The following is a 16,320-nucleotide window of genomic DNA, read 5'->3' as shown; positions in this document are numbered from 1 at the left end:
GTTAATGAAAAAGTTTATTGAGACACTGAAGAACTGTTGGAAAATTGAGGATTTGCGTCAGCGACTTCTCATTACTATTCTGTTCACAGCTATTTACCGGTTTGGGTCGTTTGTGGTGCTTCCAGGCATCAATCCTACCCTGTTGGAAAAATTGCAGGCACAGACCAAGGGCGGTCTTATGTCACTTTTGGACATGTTCTCCGGTGGTGCATTTTCTCATGCGTCAATCTTCGCATTAGGAATTATGCCATACATCTCAGCTTCTATCGTTTTGCAGATCCTTGCCGTCGCTGTACCTTATTTTCAGAAGATGCAGCGTGAAGGCGAGAGTGGCCACAAGAAGATAAACTGGTATACGCGTGTCCTGACAGTAGTAATCCTACTGTTTCAGGCACCGTCTTACTTGTTGAACTTAAAAGTGCAGGCTGGTGGTGCTTTGGCTTCAGGCATCGATTGGACTACATTTATGATTCCTGCGACAATTATTCTTGCTGCAGGTTCTATGTTCATTCTTTGGCTCGGTGAGCGTATCACGGATAAAGGAGTTGGTAATGGTATCTCTTTGATTATTATGATTGGTATCATCGCACGTTTGCCCCAGGCTCTTATTCAGGAGTTTAGTAATCGCGTTTCTGCGGCTATCGGTGGTGGTATCGTGATGCTTATCATAGAGATTATTGTCCTTTATGCTGTTGTATGTGCGGCTTTACTCCTTGTACAAGGTACTCGAAAGATTCCTGTGCAGTATGCTAAGCGCATCGTTGGAAATAAACAATATGGTGGAGCTCGTCAGTATATTCCTTTGAAACTGTTTGCTGCTAATGTTATGCCTATCATCTTTGCGCAGGCTTTGATGTTTATACCATTGGCAATTGTACAGTATTCATCTGATAATACCAGTCCTGTCCTCCAGTCTTTGATGAACACAAAGAGTCTGGCGTATAACTGTATTTATGTGCTCCTTATCGTAGTGTTTACTTATTTCTATACTGCGATTACACTTAATCCAACTCAGATGGCTGAGGATATGAAGCGTAATAACGGTTTTATTCCTGGCGTTAAACCTGGAAAGGATACAGCAGATTATATTGATACTGTAATGTCTCGTCTTACGGGACCAGGTGCTTTGTTTATCGCTTTCATTGCTATTATGCCTGCATTGGCAGGATATTTAAATGTTGCTGATGCCTTTGGTCAGTTCTTCGGTGGAACTTCATTGTTGATTCTTGTTGGTGTTGTTATCGACACACTTCAACAGATTGAATCTCATTTAATGATGCGCCACTATGATGGACTTCTTAATTCAGGACATACACGTAGCAATGCTGGTGTTGCAGCTTATTAGATCTTTATCTTAGGGAATGAATATATTTCTAAAGACTGAAGATGAAATTGAACTCATGCGTGAGGCCAACCTGCTGGTAGGTAGAACTCTGGCAGAGGTTGGTCGTCATGTTAAGCCAGGTGTCACAACTCTCCAGTTAGATAAAATAGCTGAAGAGTTTATTCGTGACAATGGTGCCATACCTACATTTAAAGGCTTTCCCAGTTCTTATGGCCCTCCTTTTCCTGGTAGTATATGTGCGTCTATTAATGATGAAGTCGTACATGGAATACCAAGTGAAGATGTTGTGCTGAAGGATGGTGATATAATTTCTATTGATTGTGGAACTTTACTTAATGGGTTCAATGGAGATAGTTGTTATACTTTTTGTGTTGGAGAAGTAAGTGAAGATGTGATGAAGCTACTTCGTACGACTAAGGAGTCTCTCTATAAGGGTATTGAGGTGGCACAGGCTGGGCATCACGTCGGTGATATTGGTCAAGTTATTCAGGACTATTGTCAGGCACAAGGCTATGGTATTGTTCGTGAACTAACAGGTCATGGTATTGGACGTGAGATGCATGAGGACCCAGCAATTCCTAATTATGGAAAGCGGGGGAGTGGAGTATTACTGAAGGCAGGAATGTGTATAGCAATAGAGCCGATGGTTACTTTGGGTAGTCGAGAAATTGGTATATTACCAGACCGATGGAGTATTGTTACACGTGACCGTCGTCCAGCAGCACACTTTGAGCATACCATTGCGATTAGAGCTGGTAAGGCTGATATTTTATCTTCTTTTGAAGAAGTAGAACATTTAGAAGGACAAAATTTTTAATTAGTATATGGCAAAGCAAACTGCAATAGAGCAGGACGGTACAATTCTCGAAGCACTATCAAATGCGATGTTTCGAGTGGAATTAGAGAATGGTGTTGATATCACCGCTCATATTTCCGGTAAGATGAGAATGCACTACATCAAGATTCTTCCTGGTGATAAAGTGAAGGTTGAGATGAGTCCATACGACCTGACTAAGGGTCGAATCGTTTTCAGATACAAATAAACAACATAGAGATATGAAGACAAGAGCATCATTAAAGAAGCGTACAGCTGACTGCAAGATCGTTCGTCGTAAGGGTCGCCTGTTCGTTATTAACAAGAAGAACCCTAAGTTCAAAATGCGTCAGGGTTAAGTTAAAAAAGCGTAAAGAGTAAGTTTTCTCGTAATTAATGCTTACCTTTGCGTGCTTTTTAGCGTTAAATGACATTTATTTATTTAATTATCAAACAATGGCAATAAGAATTGTTGGAGTAGATTTGCCCCAGAATAAGCGTGGCGAAATCGCATTGACCTATATCTATGGTATCGGTCGAAGTAGTTCAGCAAAGATATTGGATAAGGCTGGTATTAGCCGCGACCTGAAGGTCAGCGAGTGGTCTGATGACCAGGCAGCCAAGATCCGTGAAATTATCGGTGCTGAATTCAAAGTTGAAGGTGATCTCCGTTCTGAGATCCAGATGAACATCAAGCGCCTCATGGATATAGGTTGCTATCGTGGTGTTAGACATCGTAATGGTCTTCCTGTTCGCGGTCAGAGTACTAAGAACAATGCTCGTACCCGTAAGGGAAAGAAGAAGACTGTTGCTAATAAGAAGAAGGCTACTAAGTAATTCTAAGGAGGAAATTAATTATGGCAAAGAAATCAGCAACATCTAAGAAAAGAAACGTAAGAGTTGATGCACTTGGACAGCTCCATGTACATAGCTCATTCAATAACATCATTGTATCTTTGGCTAATAACGAGGGTCAGGTTATCTCTTGGTCTTCAGCTGGTAAGATGGGATTCCGTGGATCAAAGAAGAACACTCCTTACGCTGCTCAGATGGCAGCAGAGGATTGCTCAAAGGTAGCTTTCGATCTCGGTCTTCGTAAGGTTAAGGCATTTGTTAAGGGTCCAGGTAACGGTCGTGAGAGCGCAATCCGTGCGGTGAATGCAGCAGGTATTCAGGTAACTGAAATCGTTGACGTTACTCCATTGCCACACAACGGCTGCCGTCCTCCAAAGCGTCGTCGTGTATAATCACATCTTATAACAATTAAAAGAATTCATATTAATTATGGCAAGATACATAGGTCCAAAATCACGAATTGCACGCCGTTTCGGTGAGCCAATTTTCGGCGCAGATAAGGTATTAGCTAAGAGAAATTTCCCTCCAGGACAGCACGGTAATAACCGTCGTCGCAAAGTTTCTGAGTATGGTGCTCAGCTTGCAGAGAAGCAGAAGGCTAAATACACTTATGGCGTTTTGGAGCGTCAGTTCCGTAATCTGTTCGACAAGGCTGCTAAGGCAGATGGTATTACTGGTGAGGTTCTTCTTCAGAGTCTTGAGAGCCGTCTGGATAATGTAGTGTTCCGTCTCGGTATCGCTCCTACTCGTGCAGCTGCGCGTCAGCTCGTTAGCCACAAACATATTGTTGTTAACGGTAATGTCGTAAATATTGCTTCTTATCAAGTAAAGGCTGGTGACGTTGTAGGCGTTCGTGAGAAGGCTAAGTCACTTGAGGTTATCGAGGCCGCTTTGGCAGGCTTTAACCACAGCAAGTATCCTTGGCTTGAATGGGATGATAACGCTAAGTGCGGTAAGTTCCTTCATCGTCCAGATCGTGCTGACATCCCAGAGAATATTAAGGAGCAGTTAATCGTTGAGTTGTACTCTAAACAATAAAATCATTAAATTAATGGCGATATTAGCATTTCAAAAACCTGATAAAGTAGTGATGCTGGAGGCCAATGACCATTTCGGCAAGTTCGAATTCCGTCCACTTGAGCCTGGCTTCGGTGTTACCATTGGTAACGCTCTTCGTCGCATCCTCCTTTCATCGCTGGAAGGCTTCGCAATCAACACTATCCGTATAGCTGGTGTTGAGCACGAGTTCTCTTCAGTTCCTGGTGTGAAGGAAGATGTTACCAACATCATCTTGAATCTCAAGCAAGTTCGATTCAAGCAAGTAGTAGAAGAATTCGAGAATGAGAAAGTTAGTATCACCGTAGAGAATTCTACCGAATTCAAAGCAGGTGATATCGGTAAGTATCTGACTGGATTTGAAGTGTTAAACCCTGATTTGGTGATTTGTCATTTAGACTCCAAGGCTTCTATGCAGATTGATTTGACCATCAACAAGGGACGTGGTTACGTTCCTGCTGAGGAAAATCGTGAATACTGCACTGATGTAAACGTACTCCCAATCGATTCCATCTACACCCCTATTCGTAACGTTAAATATGCTGTTGAGCCATATCGTGTTGAACAGAAGACCGACTATGACAAATTGGTTGTTGAAGTTACGACCGATGGTTCCATCCACCCAAAGGATGCACTGAAAGAGGCTGCAAAGATTCTTATTTATCACTTCATGTTGTTCTCTGATGAGAAGATTACTCTTGAGAATCCTGATCAGGAGGGCAACCAGGAGTTTGATGAGGAGGTTCTGCACATGCGCCAACTCTTGAAGACCAAGTTGACCGACACAAGTCTCAACTTGAGTGTTCGTGCTCTCAACTGCTTGAAGGCTGCTGATGTAGAGACATTAGGTGACCTCGTACAGTACAACAAGACGGATCTTCTTAAGTTCCGTAACTTTGGTAAGAAATCGCTTTCTGAGCTTGATGATTTGCTCGAGAGTCTGAATCTGTCGTTTGGAACCGACATTACAAAGTATAAATTGGATAAAGAATAGTTGACGAGTTGTCTAAACGACAAGTTGACGGGTTTATCCACAACAAGTTAAAAACAAAATGAGACATAATAAGAAATTCAACCATTTGGGTCGTACTGCTGACCACCGCGCTGCGTTGTTTTCAAACTTGGCAGTTGCTTTGATTCAGCACAAAAGAATCACTACGACTCTTGCTAAGGCAAAGGCTCTTAAGAAGTATGTTGAGCCGCTGATTACACGTTCTAAGAATGATACAACTAACTCACGTCGTGTTGTATTCCGTTATCTTCAGAACAAAGAGGCTGTTACTGAGCTCTTCAAGGAGATTTCAGTAAAGGTAGCTGATCGTCCAGGCGGTTATACACGTGTTATCAAGCTCGGTACCCGTCAGGGTGACGCTGCTCAGATAGCATTCATCGAGCTTGTTGACTACAATGAGAATATGGCTAAGTCACCAAAGGCTGAAGCTAAGAAGACTCGTCGTAGCCGTCGTTCTACAAAGAAGGCTGATGCACCTGCAGAGGCTGTTGAGAACGTTGCTGAAGAGGCAAAGGCTGAATAATCCGAATAGATTTTATCTCTATAATAAAGAACTCCCGGTACTTAATGTATCGGGAGTTTTTTTGTAGATTAAGCTTTCTACTTTAGCATTCTTGATACATAGCCATTGTGGCGGAACCATTTATGTGCCCAGTTGGGTACCATAAAGATATAGCCAGAGATGTCTTCGTGTGGAGCACAATCAAGTTGGTTGCCAATGATGTCAGCGGCCTCTTGTACAGATGTTCCGTATAACCGTGCTAATTCTTCACGTATGAGCGTATATGTGATGTTACGGATAGTTGCAGCGTTGACGGGTTGATCACCTAACAGAGCTAATAATTCGTCTTTTTCTGGTATCTTAACGTTTGGACCAACACGTAGCCCTTCAAAGCAGTATTCACCATCTACCTTATACATTGTAAATCCATCTTTACGGTTGCGTACATTACAGTCCTCTGCCATTTGACGTGCAATAGGGTGGGTGATACGTTGTAATATCTCTGCGATAATCGGTTGATGGCGTAATTGTCCGTATGTATAGCCTTCTCCGTTGATACCACCAGAACCCGATGGGATATCAGAGTCGGATATTATGCATAACTCTTTTCTTTCCATTTATTCTTGTTTAAGTATTCTGATTAAATTTTAGTTCAAACTCTGTGTAGAAGTCCCTAACATAAACGAAGTCGAAGATGCTGAAGCTTGTATGGTCGTATAGATTGTGAAAGTGCTGATGAAGGTGTAAGTCGTAACTCCATTCTCGGTCTAACCCTTCATTCCAACAATCATCAGCATCTTGCAATCCCATGAGTTCCATTTCTGTCTTGTCATCTTCCTCTCCATGATATCCGTCGAAGCTCATACAGCAACCATATTTGCAATAGATGTCGTTATAACCTTCATCATTGAGAATCTCCCATATCATTTCTGATTCTTCTCCTTGAAAAGGATTACTTTTTGAGTATTGTCTGTCTTTTCCTAAGAAGATTTTACATTCTACACCCTCAAACAGCAAACTACTTCCACTATCTGCCAACATTTTTTTTGTGTTGTAATACAACTCTCTACTTTGTTGATAGTTTTTTATTACTACTTCTTTAAGTGTTTCGTTGAATTCCTTTAACAGCTGATAGTTTTCATCTGTTGGCTTGAATAGTTGGTTAAGGAGCATTCGACGATTAAAGATGAGTGCTTCCATCTTCTCGTCACATGTTATTAATTGTGGGTTCTCGTAATAGGTCAGAAGTAAAGACTCAGTCTTATTGATTTCGCGTTTTACTGTTTTATTCATTCTCAATATTAAATCTGTTTATGTGTGTAATAGATATTATTTAATATCGTTTTCTGAAAATATCTACACAAAACATTTTAAAGACTTAATTATGCCCTTTTGTAACAAAAGAGTACGATAGAAGATAACTAACGTACTCTTTTGATGGATTTTTATTGATTTTAAAGCCTTCAAACCTTAAGAAAGTTCTGTTTGCAATGCTTGAATATCTTCTATTTGCCTTGCTATATCCCTTTTTGTTTCTTCTAAGACTTTACATTCTTCTTTTGCATTATGTAGTTCTTGTTCTTTGTTATTAATTTTTGAACGTACACTTGTTAATTGCTTTTGAAGTGGCTCAATCAATTCATTAATAAACCTATTGCGAACATACTCGATAATCTTATCTTTGCTCTTGAAAGCCTGATTTAGGTATGGTTTAGGGTCGAATTCCCTACTAATAGAATTAATTTCGTCTGAAACATCTTTTTTTATTCCACTATGGCTTATTGAATCTATAGTTTTTTCCCATAATCCTAATGTGACTCCATTAAGAGCACCATTGCATATTGAGCCAATAACATCACCCCAAGTAATCTCTTCCTCATCATCATTTGCATAAGAAAATAAATCACTTTTACCCATATCCATTGTTATGTTGTTTTGAGTGGACTTTATAAAATCTTTGTTGTTGAAATCAGGTAGATATTTCAAAAGTATATCTTCTGTGTCAGAGAAAAATTCTTTAATACTGCGTTTTATTTTATTCTCGCAGTCTTTTGAAATATTTTCTGTTGCACGTTTAAGTTTTCTTGTTTTTAAAGCTTGTAGTTCCGTATCAAGTCTTGGACTTATACTATCAAAGCTCTTAAAAGTTCCCCATTCGTTTTGTACAATATTGAGCATTCTGCGGCAGCTTGCATCAACAATGTCTTCTAATTCATTTTTACCTTTTCCAACAAGATTACGGATTTCTGCATTAAGGTCTTCTTCAAGATAATCGATTTTCTTTAATATTCTCTTTTTTGCTTTTGATAGTTTCTCTTCTCTTTCTTCAAGGTCAGAGTCAGGGGCTAAAAGGAGAGTAATTTTATTTGAGAGTAGGCTAAGAGCATCTTCATTATCTGTTTTTATTTTTTCTCCTGCTGCAAGTATTGCATTTATTGGCTTTTTGAATAGGATTTTTCCTTTCTCATTGTCAATCATATTCTGTACAGCTTTGATAAACTGATCTATGTGGCTCCACCTGTACATCTCAGTCTGTGTACTAATCCCAAAGTTAGAGCAATGACGTTTCCATGCGAATTCAAAGCTATCAGAAGAGGTAATCTTGCTCATTGGTAATTCAGAGAGTAACGCCATCTCTGCGGAAAGTGGTATAGGCTCAACATCATTCAGAATCTCAACAAGTGTATTGTCATTACATTCGCGACAGGCTTTTTTGATTTCCTGTTTTACATAATCCTTAATTTGGTTTTCATCCTCAGGATTTGTTTCGCTACAATAAGGTATGTCGTATTTATTAATACCTACAAGGACTTTACCGATTCCGCATTGGCGTACATTTTTGAAGATAATGTCTCTATCGGTTGCATCAAATGGTCGGCCTGCATAAAGCATCATGATGACAACATCTGCTTTTGCAAGAAATGCTTTAGTTCGTTCTTCACGTGAAACGATTGGATCGTTGAATCCTGGAGTATCAACGACTTCAACTCCCTTTAGATATTCATTAGGATAATAGATGGTGACAGACTTTGTTATAGAGACATATTTACCCTCAGCTCCAACGTATTCTATGAGTTGTCCAAAACTATCTTCTTTTGTCTTACCAAGGTAACTATCCAGTGATGTCCCTAATTTGTGAGCTTTAGAAACTAACTCTTTTGCTGCTTTTATTTTTGAGGCATCAAGTGTGTCTGTCGCTTCACTCTCTTCTCTTAAGGCTTGTATCTTTTGTTCTGCCCATTCGTCAGCAGTATAAAATTCGGCTACGATATGTTCTTTCTCTCCATACGTGATGACTGAAAGTGCAGCAGTCATAGGCGTAGTTGCTGCAGGAAGAACATTATCTTTAAAAACAAAAGAATTTAGGAAAGTCGATTTTCCACATTTCATCTGTCCAATGACACCAATAGTTAGAGTGTCCTTTTCTATTTTTTCTTTTATCTCTTCTAAGGAGATTATTCCTTTGTTCGTTGATTCTTCTTTCGTTGCTGAAATCCATCCATATTCTACAGCCTTTGTTGCGAATGCAACGAGTTGCTGTTTTTTTGCTTGTAACTCTTCAAACAAATTGTGTTCCATATCTTATAGCTCTTTTGTTATTTTTTTATACTGTTCTAAACAATCGTTGATATTCTGCCATGCATTTTCTATATTACATAGCTTTGAATAGGTCTCTTGTGCTTTTTCTGCATTTTCTATAAGATTGTTTATTTTGTCGGCAATTATTTTAGGCCTTTCTTCAGCAATGGTACTAAGAACTTGGATTAATTGGTCATATTCTTCTTCGGACATTTCATAACGATCACTACTGAAGATATGAGTCTCCCATCGAGGAATTTGGCTGGCAGCCTCACAATCCTTGTATAGCAAATTGAAGTTTTCATTCAAATCATCAATAATGTTCTCACCATTTTGACACTCTTCTGTATATGACTTGTATTGTTCATCTACTTTCTCTTTGCGTTCTTTGAGTAGATGTTCTAAGTCTTCTTTTATTTCAGAAATAAAATTCTCACGAGATTCTATCTTTTTGACACTATGAATAGGTGTCATAATATCTTCGATTGATGCTTTAGATGAGAATCTAATGAACTGCTCAATTTTAAGTCCTTCTTCTTTCAAGGTTTTTTGAATAAGTTCTTCAACTTTTTGAATTTCGGATTCAGACTTCGTGTCAACTTTGTTAATGACAATATATAATGGCTTATTAAGTTTCTCCTTGATAATAGAGATTGAGCTTCGATTTACGGTTCCAGCATTTACATCAAATACCCAGAAAAGAGCATCACACTCATTAATGACATCAATGGTGCGGTCACGGTCTTCGCTGTCATTAGAATTGAATCCTGGTGTATCAAGAATACTTAATCCATTGAGATTAGGATTTTTATACGTCATTACAAAGTATTTTATAAGCGAAGATACACCTTTTATCTGGTCAAGAACTTCTTTTGAAACTTTTTTAAATGTTTCTTCAAGAATTTCTTTACGCCTTCCGTCACCTGAGATAAAACTATAGGATACAACAGAACCTCCTGCAATATATGTAGGAATAGCGGTTGTAGCTTTTGTACTAACAGGAAGTTTTGGTATGTCAGGATTATCTTGAGTCAGAATTCTATTGACGATAGAAGTTTTACCAGCTGAGAACTCTCCTACAAATGCTATTGTTCTTTTCCCATCCAACCAGCTTTTACGCTTAGTAGCAGTCCATTGGTCACAATGGTCTATGACGTATTGCTTCTTAGGAACAATAGCTTGCTTTCCTATAAACTCTTTCCAAGGTATATCATCACTATTGTATAAATAAGAGTTTAAATCAAGGTATGATCCTTTTACAAAAGATTCAAAAGCGTTAATTCTTTTGTATAACTTCTGTGTATCTTCTGTACTGATTTCTTTTGCGGAAAGAATCTCCTGAATGAAATCCAAAGATCCCATCTTGATTTTTAGTTCTTCAAGTTTATCGTCAAGTGTTTGACTAAGAGAAGAAAGTTCCTCTTTAAGACAATTCGTGGTTTTTTGTTCTGTTTTTAGATTGTCTTGTAGTTCAGCAATATCGTCATCTTTTAAATGAAGCTTCTTTTTTAAATCAGAGATGTCATCTTCATTTTCCTCGATTTCTTCTTCAAGATCTTCAATCTTTTTTTTCAGTTTTTCAGTTTGAGCTAACTGTTCTTTGAAAGAGTTGTCTATTTTCCCATCTATAGCATTCTTTAGCTGTTCATCAAGCTGTGCACATTGTTCATTTGCTTCTTTCAGCAAAGCCTTGTATTTCGACTCAATTTTGTCCAACTCGTTCTCAAGGTCAACGCTGTTAGTAAGTTTCTTTTCTGTTTCAGCTAATTTGGTCTTCAACCTCTCATTCTCTACTGAAAGTTGAGAAGCCAAGGTTTTACTGTTTGATGTCTGACCTGAACAATAAAGCCAAATGAAAACCGCTATAATAATATCTACAATTATGTATATGATTATTGTTGAATCCATACTATCCTATTTTTTCTTTCAAAAGAGAAATTTGAGCCGCTTGTGCTTCACATGCATCTTTATATTCTTTTACTTTACGTGCAAGTTCGTCATTCTGTTGACGAAGGGACTTTAACTCGAATTTAGCTTTATCGAGTTCGTCTTCTAAGTCTTCTTGTTCTTCGTTGTTCTCTTTTGCCTTTTTTCGGATTCTTTCTAATTCAGCCATCAGATCCTCTACTTGACGTTCAGCCTCTTTGTTACGCTGACGGAATTTTTCATTTTCAGCATAAAGTGTTTCTAACTCTCTTTGTTTATTATCATACTGTGAAGAATTTCCTACGATTTTGTCCTTAAGAGCTACTCCAGCAACGCCACCAATAACAATTCCACCAATTAGTTCTATCATTTTCATTTGTTTTATATAGTTAATAATAATGTTTTATATTCTCGTAATTGACTTATTCTTTGCTCAAATTGTTCTTTTTGTTCTTTACGTTCTGCTTTCAATTGATTAAGAGAATTTGTTTTCTGGTTAATAATTTCAGTAGCTTCTTCATTCAAAGAAACCCTAACTATATTAACTAATTCCAGCGAAATCTCCTTTAATCTGTTATTGAAATCGGGTGATAAAGATGAATCTATATAATTACGAACTGCGCGAGCACGTTGTGGCTTGGAAAGGAGTTTATCTGTAACAAAACCAACCATGCTGTCTATTAGCCCCTTGTCGCTTCCAACTTTTCCTGATAGAGCTTGTGCTCCATTTTCAATAGTTTCATATTTTTGAGTAACTTTTGTTGCTAATGTAACTGCCTTCTCTATTCTGCTAACAGCTTTCTGGTTAGAAATAATACTACCAACGTCAGAAACTGTATCAATAGCATCAATAGCTTTTCCACTTGCTAATGCTCCACCTGCTGCGGCTGCTCCTCCTGCAGTTGCTGCAACAGCAGCAACTGTTCCAACAGCAGCTGCAGCAATTACACCCACCTTTATCCATTGGTCATATTCATGTCCCATTCCATTCAAATCCATATTATAAGTTAAGCCTGTCATTTGGATGTTTGAGAGGTTCATACTTTTTAGAGATTCTAATGAAATGCCATCTTCTTTTTCACGCTCACTCTGAGTTCTTGCTTTCTCACAGATAGCAGCTTGTATACCATTTTTGTAGCTATTCATTAATAATGAAGCTGTATTATTAATAGTTGTCATTGCTTCATTGTCGAAATCTGAACTTTTTCCTGTTACAAGCGTGTTAAGTTTATCGAATATTATATCTTCAAATTTACGTGTGGTTGTGCGTTCCTGTTCATCAATATCATCGGCAACAGAATCAACTAAACGTTCTATTTGTCGTTTGACTCTGTCAAGTTCTTGCTGACACATTCTGATAGCTTCGTCAGTGTTTTCGTCGGATAAAGAGGCAGACATTAGTTCTTCAACCTGCTTTAGCATCATTTTTGATATATTTTTCAGGCGTTGATCATCAACACGTTTCAGAATATCTTTCTTTTCCTCCTGAATAGAATCAAGTAAGGTGTATAACTCTTCGAGTGAGTCTTTTGTTGCAGATACAACAGCTACTTGCTTTAAAGGAATCTTACAATTTTTGCTGATGTATTGTTTTGCAGACTCGATATCTTCCTCTGACTTAGTGTCGCTTTTGGTAAGTATTAAATAAATTGGTCGTTGAGATAATTTTATCATCTCGATAAAGTCTGTCAGTGAACGAGTCATCTGCTGGTTTATGTCGGTAACAAGTAATATCCCATCAGCCTTAGGTAGAAAATTGACAAGTGTTTGTTTGTGTTGAGGATCAGGAGATGAAAGTCCAGGGGTATCAACAATTATAGTAGAAGCAGGAATGCGTGTAGATGTGTCAAATACTGTCACAACTTTTGCATCTGCTAATTCTTCGTTTTTTAAGTCATTTATATTTTCTACTTCTATACAGTTACCATTGGCATCGATTACTTCTGCGTGACAAGAATCACTGCCAAAATGCACTTCATAAATTGTTGCTGTTGTAGGTTTAGTAGCACTTTCCAAACCCTTACTATCAGTCAGTGCATTGATAAGCGTTGTTTTACCCGAGCTAAATTCGCCGACTAAAGGAAGGATAATGTTTGCATTTTCCTGCTTAGACCGCAATTCTATTAATGTTAACTCTTCAACTATGCTGGTTAGTCCTATGGACTCTGCAATAGAACGTAAGTCTTCAATCTTATTCATAATAGTTTAAGTTGTATTGTATTCTTATTATATCTTTTCTACAATTAAATACGCAGGGGTCAAAGCATTCATCTTCTTAAGGTCTACACCGAAGTGGTTGAAGAAGAGAGTGTTGATTTTGTCTCGTTCTTTGTCGTTTGAAAGAACGTTTGAGAAGAATGCAGCATACTGGATGCTCATGCCTGGTTCTATAACCATGCCATCACAGTGCTTTGACATCTTCACGGTAATTTTGAATAGTGCCATAATAATATTGTTTTTAGTTATGTTTGTATTAGACGAGGATACAAGAAGAAAGGGGACACGGCCCGCTTTATCTTTATTTATCCGGTTCGGTTCTGGAAAACACCTTGGAGTCAAAATAAAGTAAAGACAGTCCATGCCCCCATATAGGATAGGGGCACAGAACCTGCCTAAACTCGATTAGTGACGACTCCTTAGTTGAATTTTCCAGATTTAACCGGGTCGAATAACCTCGTTTGCAAGTTTTGTGCAATGAATGGTGAGTAGTTTGTAAAGTGCCCACCAAACATGGCACAAATGTAGGGAATTTATTGGAAATAGCAAAATAATAATGAAATAAAGTAAATAAAACACAATGAAAAGTATATATTAATACTACTCTAAAGAATATAATTACGATATATTTGCTTGCTAAAATATGTTTAGTAGAAAGTTTGTTTACTGTTTTAGCTAATGGAAGCTATCACATTTCCTTTCTCATATAGGTTGGTTGCTGATCTATTACTCCGTAGAATGTAATGATTGTGAAGAATCTTTCTTCTTCTCTCCAATTTGCGTATTTATGTCCAGTACGGGTGGTGCTAAGGCTCAGCACCAATGGTGCGGAGGCCTAACACCACTGGTGCGGAATGTTAATACGAATGCAATTGAAGTGCTAACACATTATTATACGATGTTAGTATGCCAGCAACTTATTGCTAAGAGAGGGTATAACTGCCAAAGCCAAATATAACATATTTGCTAAGGACGTTTATTCTTCAACTTTTTAATAGCGAAAGACAGAGTTGAACAAGCTTATCTGGCGGCTTTAAAGATATGATTCAGTTGGCTGATAGCCTTGTCGTCAAACTCAATACCCCCACCCATACGCAGTAGACCCATTACTCCATTGTTGATAACAAGTTGATGACCTACGTAGGCTGTGCCGAAGCAGGCATCGTGATTTCCGATAGCAATGGTCTGCACTTGATCTAAAGGAAGTATACCTTTTGAACTGAATGCAATTAAACCACTGAGGAAGGAATCCTTTGTACACTTATAATAGAGTGTCTTGTCGGTAATCATCAGCCCCGTCCAGCCATATCCACCAAATGAACCCACGATAGAGTCATTGACAATGAGTATCGGTTGCTCTCCTTGACAGTTAATGCCATAGCGACTGCAATGCTTTTCGATGAGTTCTGCTGTGATATTATTGCCTGTAAAGACATTTTTACTTATGGGAAGTGCATGGCACTCGTAATCTTTTATAGCTTTGATGAGGTTTTCTGTTGTCATGTCTCTGTATATTTTGAGGTTCTTATTCTGAGTATGAATCGCTATTATCGTATATGTCGTCGAAGTCTTGGTTCATATCCTCTTCTAACTGTCGTGCAGCAGAAGCACCACCATTAGGGTCTTCTCCGTCTGTAGGGTAGACGTCATAGCTGTCAGATAATTTGTTTTGAAATATCATATTCTTAAAACCAGTCATATCATTAGGCTCTATGGAGAAAATCCGCCACCCATCTTCTTGTAGGATTAGCGTTGCGGTGAAGATTCCCTTTTTGTTCTTAAGTACAACCATTGCTACATCTTGATAGTTGGTTAGTGTAGCAGCTTTTACGGATTCGAAACCCATGTCTGACCTATCATAACCACTACCGCCATTCGCCATGTTGAGAAGTGCTGCCATGGACTCTAATTGTTTTGCCAGTTTCCCAGTACAGAACTTTGACGCAGCTTCAGAAAGTCCTTCTGTTTTTAATGCTTCAAAATATTTCTCAACAGTAGTAGCTGCCTCACCCTCAGGTGTAGCATAGAATGCTTCGATACTATCTTGCCGTATCTCTTCAGGGGTCTTAGGAGAACAACTGGTAGTTGTGAGTAAGGTAGTGCTGCAGAGCAACGTAATGCCAGTAATTAAGATAAATGTTGTTTTGTTCATAATTTATTAGGTCTTTGTTTTTGTCTGCAAAATAAATGTATCTTCGTGAGAGGTACAAAGGATTTTATTTGTATTTTATTAGGAGAATGACATTAGTACTGTGATTAGTAATATATGAAGAAAAGATGAGGCGTTTTACCTCTTGATGTGACGTAACACCGATGTTTTTCTTCTCTTAGAGCGGTAATTAGTTTCTCATATCACTAAATATCTTCTGGAAAAGGACAGTGGTTTTACTTTTGTTGCCTAACAGAAGTATTTTGAGGTTGGTGCCTCTGATTTCTATGCCGATGTCATCCTTTATGATATCCTACGACATCCATACAATGTTATCGAACTTAAAGTCACATCATTCAAAGCCGAATATATAGGGCAGAACAATTTAGGTTCTTCCGTTAAATGCGTAGATCGTTAATAGAATGAGATTAATATACATACATGGTAAGCTTACCGCCAATAAGATTGTTTTATAAAGGGGGGTAAACTATATGATAAATGTAATTAGGTGTGATGCCAATCTGTCATCTATAACCTGCTTATTCCCTTATTAAATCATGTTTGTAAACTATTTTTGTACAGCTCAAATCCAACACATGCTCTTTTGGCTTCTAAAAGACGCCCTTTTGGCTTGCAAAAGATACTCTTTAAAACCCTTACTAACGCCCTTTTGAACACCAATTAGGCATCTTTTACTTTACACTTGGTAACTAATTGATAATCTGTTGATTGCAAACTCGCTTCATGTGTGTATTTTTGCCGTTAGTTATAGGTGTTTTCCTTGAAATTATGTAATGATTTTTCAAACCTTGTCTGCAGATTTTCGAAGTCTTAAAATATAAAGATTTTCAATGAAAGAGGATGA

Annotated in this window: 18 protein-coding genes and 1 pseudogene; 10 read left to right on the top strand and 9 right to left on the bottom strand. The window is 38.2% G+C overall.

Going from position 1 to position 16,320, the window contains the following annotated elements; translation table 11 throughout:
- Window positions 1-4 precede the first annotated feature (4 nt).
- The 9 genes from secY to rplQ all read left to right on the top strand — a co-directional run bounded on the left by secY (window position 5) and on the right by rplQ (window position 5,605).
- The gene (gene secY / locus AXF23_RS07835) at window positions 5-1,345 is read left to right on the top strand and encodes a preprotein translocase subunit SecY (RefSeq protein WP_107624921.1); all 1,341 of its coding nucleotides are present in this window, start codon (window positions 5-7) and stop codon (window positions 1,343-1,345) included.
- 16 nt (window positions 1,346-1,361) lie between these two features.
- The gene (gene map, locus AXF23_RS07830) at window positions 1,362-2,162 is read left to right on the top strand and encodes a type I methionyl aminopeptidase (RefSeq protein ID WP_107624920.1); all 801 of its coding nucleotides are present in this window, start codon (window positions 1,362-1,364) and stop codon (window positions 2,160-2,162) included.
- Between the two features lie 7 nt (window positions 2,163-2,169).
- On the top strand, window positions 2,170-2,388 hold the full coding sequence (infA, locus tag AXF23_RS07825; RefSeq protein ID WP_004352768.1) for a translation initiation factor IF-1: 219 nt from the start codon (window positions 2,170-2,172) through the stop codon (window positions 2,386-2,388).
- A 13-nt stretch (window positions 2,389-2,401) separates the two neighbouring features.
- Window positions 2,402-2,518, top strand: a complete 117-nt coding sequence (gene rpmJ, locus AXF23_RS07820; protein WP_004352823.1) for a 50S ribosomal protein L36 — start codon at window positions 2,402-2,404, stop codon at window positions 2,516-2,518.
- A 97-nt stretch (window positions 2,519-2,615) separates the two neighbouring features.
- Window positions 2,616-2,996, top strand: a complete 381-nt coding sequence (gene rpsM / locus AXF23_RS07815) for a 30S ribosomal protein S13 (protein ID WP_004361628.1) — start codon at window positions 2,616-2,618, stop codon at window positions 2,994-2,996.
- Between the two features lie 20 nt (window positions 2,997-3,016).
- Window positions 3,017-3,406, top strand: a complete 390-nt coding sequence (rpsK, locus tag AXF23_RS07810; RefSeq protein ID WP_004383890.1) for a 30S ribosomal protein S11 — start codon at window positions 3,017-3,019, stop codon at window positions 3,404-3,406.
- 37 nt (window positions 3,407-3,443) lie between these two features.
- Window positions 3,444-4,052 (top strand): 30S ribosomal protein S4, encoded by a 609-nt coding sequence (rpsD, locus tag AXF23_RS07805; protein ID WP_009012408.1) that lies wholly within the window; start codon window positions 3,444-3,446, stop codon window positions 4,050-4,052.
- 13 nt (window positions 4,053-4,065) lie between these two features.
- Window positions 4,066-5,064: a DNA-directed RNA polymerase subunit alpha gene (locus AXF23_RS07800; protein WP_107624919.1), complete on the top strand. Its 999-nt coding sequence runs from the start codon at window positions 4,066-4,068 to the stop codon at window positions 5,062-5,064.
- 58 nt (window positions 5,065-5,122) lie between these two features.
- Window positions 5,123-5,605, top strand: a complete 483-nt coding sequence (gene rplQ, locus AXF23_RS07795; protein WP_107624918.1) for a 50S ribosomal protein L17 — start codon at window positions 5,123-5,125, stop codon at window positions 5,603-5,605.
- A 77-nt stretch (window positions 5,606-5,682) separates the two neighbouring features.
- Here rplQ and AXF23_RS07790 read toward each other — a convergent pair whose 3' ends face one another.
- The 9 genes from AXF23_RS07790 to AXF23_RS07750 all read right to left on the bottom strand — a co-directional run bounded on the left by AXF23_RS07790 (window position 5,683) and on the right by AXF23_RS07750 (window position 15,458).
- Window positions 5,683-6,201 (bottom strand): hypothetical protein, encoded by a 519-nt coding sequence (locus AXF23_RS07790; RefSeq protein ID WP_107624917.1) that lies wholly within the window; start codon window positions 6,199-6,201, stop codon window positions 5,683-5,685.
- Window positions 6,202-6,211: 10 nt separating this feature from the next.
- Entirely contained in the window at window positions 6,212-6,877 is a 666-nt protein-coding gene (locus AXF23_RS07785) for a hypothetical protein (protein WP_107624916.1), read from the bottom strand.
- Between the two features lie 177 nt (window positions 6,878-7,054).
- Window positions 7,055-9,163 carry a dynamin family protein gene (locus tag AXF23_RS07780; protein WP_107624915.1) on the bottom strand — a complete coding sequence of 703 codons (2,109 nt, stop codon included), beginning with the start codon at window positions 9,161-9,163 and terminating at the stop codon, window positions 7,055-7,057.
- 3 nt (window positions 9,164-9,166) lie between these two features.
- On the bottom strand, window positions 9,167-11,071 hold the full coding sequence (locus tag AXF23_RS07775) for a dynamin family protein (RefSeq protein WP_107624914.1): 1,905 nt from the start codon (window positions 11,069-11,071) through the stop codon (window positions 9,167-9,169).
- A gap of 1 nt (window position 11,072) precedes the next feature.
- Window positions 11,073-11,465 (bottom strand): hypothetical protein, encoded by a 393-nt coding sequence (locus AXF23_RS07770; RefSeq protein WP_146156734.1) that lies wholly within the window; start codon window positions 11,463-11,465, stop codon window positions 11,073-11,075.
- 5 nt (window positions 11,466-11,470) lie between these two features.
- The gene (locus AXF23_RS07765) at window positions 11,471-13,288 is read right to left on the bottom strand and encodes a dynamin family protein (protein ID WP_107624912.1); all 1,818 of its coding nucleotides are present in this window, start codon (window positions 13,286-13,288) and stop codon (window positions 11,471-11,473) included.
- 27 nt (window positions 13,289-13,315) lie between these two features.
- Window positions 13,316-13,534: a DUF6140 family protein gene (locus AXF23_RS07760; RefSeq protein ID WP_107624911.1), complete on the bottom strand. Its 219-nt coding sequence runs from the start codon at window positions 13,532-13,534 to the stop codon at window positions 13,316-13,318.
- 792 nt (window positions 13,535-14,326) lie between these two features.
- The gene (locus AXF23_RS07755) at window positions 14,327-14,809 is read right to left on the bottom strand and encodes a hypothetical protein (protein WP_107624910.1); all 483 of its coding nucleotides are present in this window, start codon (window positions 14,807-14,809) and stop codon (window positions 14,327-14,329) included.
- A 22-nt stretch (window positions 14,810-14,831) separates the two neighbouring features.
- The gene (locus tag AXF23_RS07750) at window positions 14,832-15,458 is read right to left on the bottom strand and encodes a hypothetical protein (RefSeq protein WP_107624909.1); all 627 of its coding nucleotides are present in this window, start codon (window positions 15,456-15,458) and stop codon (window positions 14,832-14,834) included.
- Between the two features lie 187 nt (window positions 15,459-15,645).
- Here AXF23_RS07750 and AXF23_RS07745 point away from each other — a divergent pair.
- A pseudogene (locus AXF23_RS07745) lies at window positions 15,646-15,840 on the top strand (PDDEXK nuclease domain-containing protein); the annotation flags it as partial.
- Window positions 15,841-16,320 lie beyond the last annotated feature (480 nt).

Source organism: Prevotella sp. oral taxon 313 (assembly GCF_003043935.1).
In the GTDB taxonomy this organism is placed as follows: Bacteria; Bacteroidota; Bacteroidia; order Bacteroidales; family Bacteroidaceae; genus Prevotella; species Prevotella jejuni.
The sequence above is the reverse complement of the archived record's forward strand: the minus strand, read 5'-3'. Positions and strand labels throughout refer to the sequence as shown.

Coding starts and splice junctions, on each gene's coding strand:
- AXF23_RS07785 (WP_107624916.1), bottom strand. CDS start 6,877: ATGAATAAAACAGTAAAACGCGAAATCAATAAGACTGAGTCTTTACTT.
- AXF23_RS07770 (WP_146156734.1), bottom strand. CDS start 11,465: ATGAAAATGATAGAACTAATTGGTGGAATTGTTATTGGTGGCGTTGCT.
- AXF23_RS07765 (WP_107624912.1), bottom strand. CDS start 13,288: ATGAATAAGATTGAAGACTTACGTTCTATTGCAGAGTCCATAGGACTA.
- rpsM (WP_004361628.1), top strand. CDS start 2,616: ATGGCAATAAGAATTGTTGGAGTAGATTTGCCCCAGAATAAGCGTGGC.
- AXF23_RS07760 (WP_107624911.1), bottom strand. CDS start 13,534: ATGGCACTATTCAAAATTACCGTGAAGATGTCAAAGCACTGTGATGGC.
- AXF23_RS07750 (WP_107624909.1), bottom strand. CDS start 15,458: ATGAACAAAACAACATTTATCTTAATTACTGGCATTACGTTGCTCTGC.
- AXF23_RS07755 (WP_107624910.1), bottom strand. CDS start 14,809: ATGACAACAGAAAACCTCATCAAAGCTATAAAAGATTACGAGTGCCAT.
- rpsD (WP_009012408.1), top strand. CDS start 3,444: ATGGCAAGATACATAGGTCCAAAATCACGAATTGCACGCCGTTTCGGT.
- map (WP_107624920.1), top strand. CDS start 1,362: ATGAATATATTTCTAAAGACTGAAGATGAAATTGAACTCATGCGTGAG.
- infA (WP_004352768.1), top strand. CDS start 2,170: ATGGCAAAGCAAACTGCAATAGAGCAGGACGGTACAATTCTCGAAGCA.
- rpsK (WP_004383890.1), top strand. CDS start 3,017: ATGGCAAAGAAATCAGCAACATCTAAGAAAAGAAACGTAAGAGTTGAT.
- AXF23_RS07780 (WP_107624915.1), bottom strand. CDS start 9,163: ATGGAACACAATTTGTTTGAAGAGTTACAAGCAAAAAAACAGCAACTC.
- rpmJ (WP_004352823.1), top strand. CDS start 2,402: ATGAAGACAAGAGCATCATTAAAGAAGCGTACAGCTGACTGCAAGATC.
- AXF23_RS07790 (WP_107624917.1), bottom strand. CDS start 6,201: ATGGAAAGAAAAGAGTTATGCATAATATCCGACTCTGATATCCCATCG.
- secY (WP_107624921.1), top strand. CDS start 5: ATGAAAAAGTTTATTGAGACACTGAAGAACTGTTGGAAAATTGAGGAT.
- AXF23_RS07800 (WP_107624919.1), top strand. CDS start 4,066: ATGGCGATATTAGCATTTCAAAAACCTGATAAAGTAGTGATGCTGGAG.
- rplQ (WP_107624918.1), top strand. CDS start 5,123: ATGAGACATAATAAGAAATTCAACCATTTGGGTCGTACTGCTGACCAC.
- AXF23_RS07775 (WP_107624914.1), bottom strand. CDS start 11,071: ATGGATTCAACAATAATCATATACATAATTGTAGATATTATTATAGCG.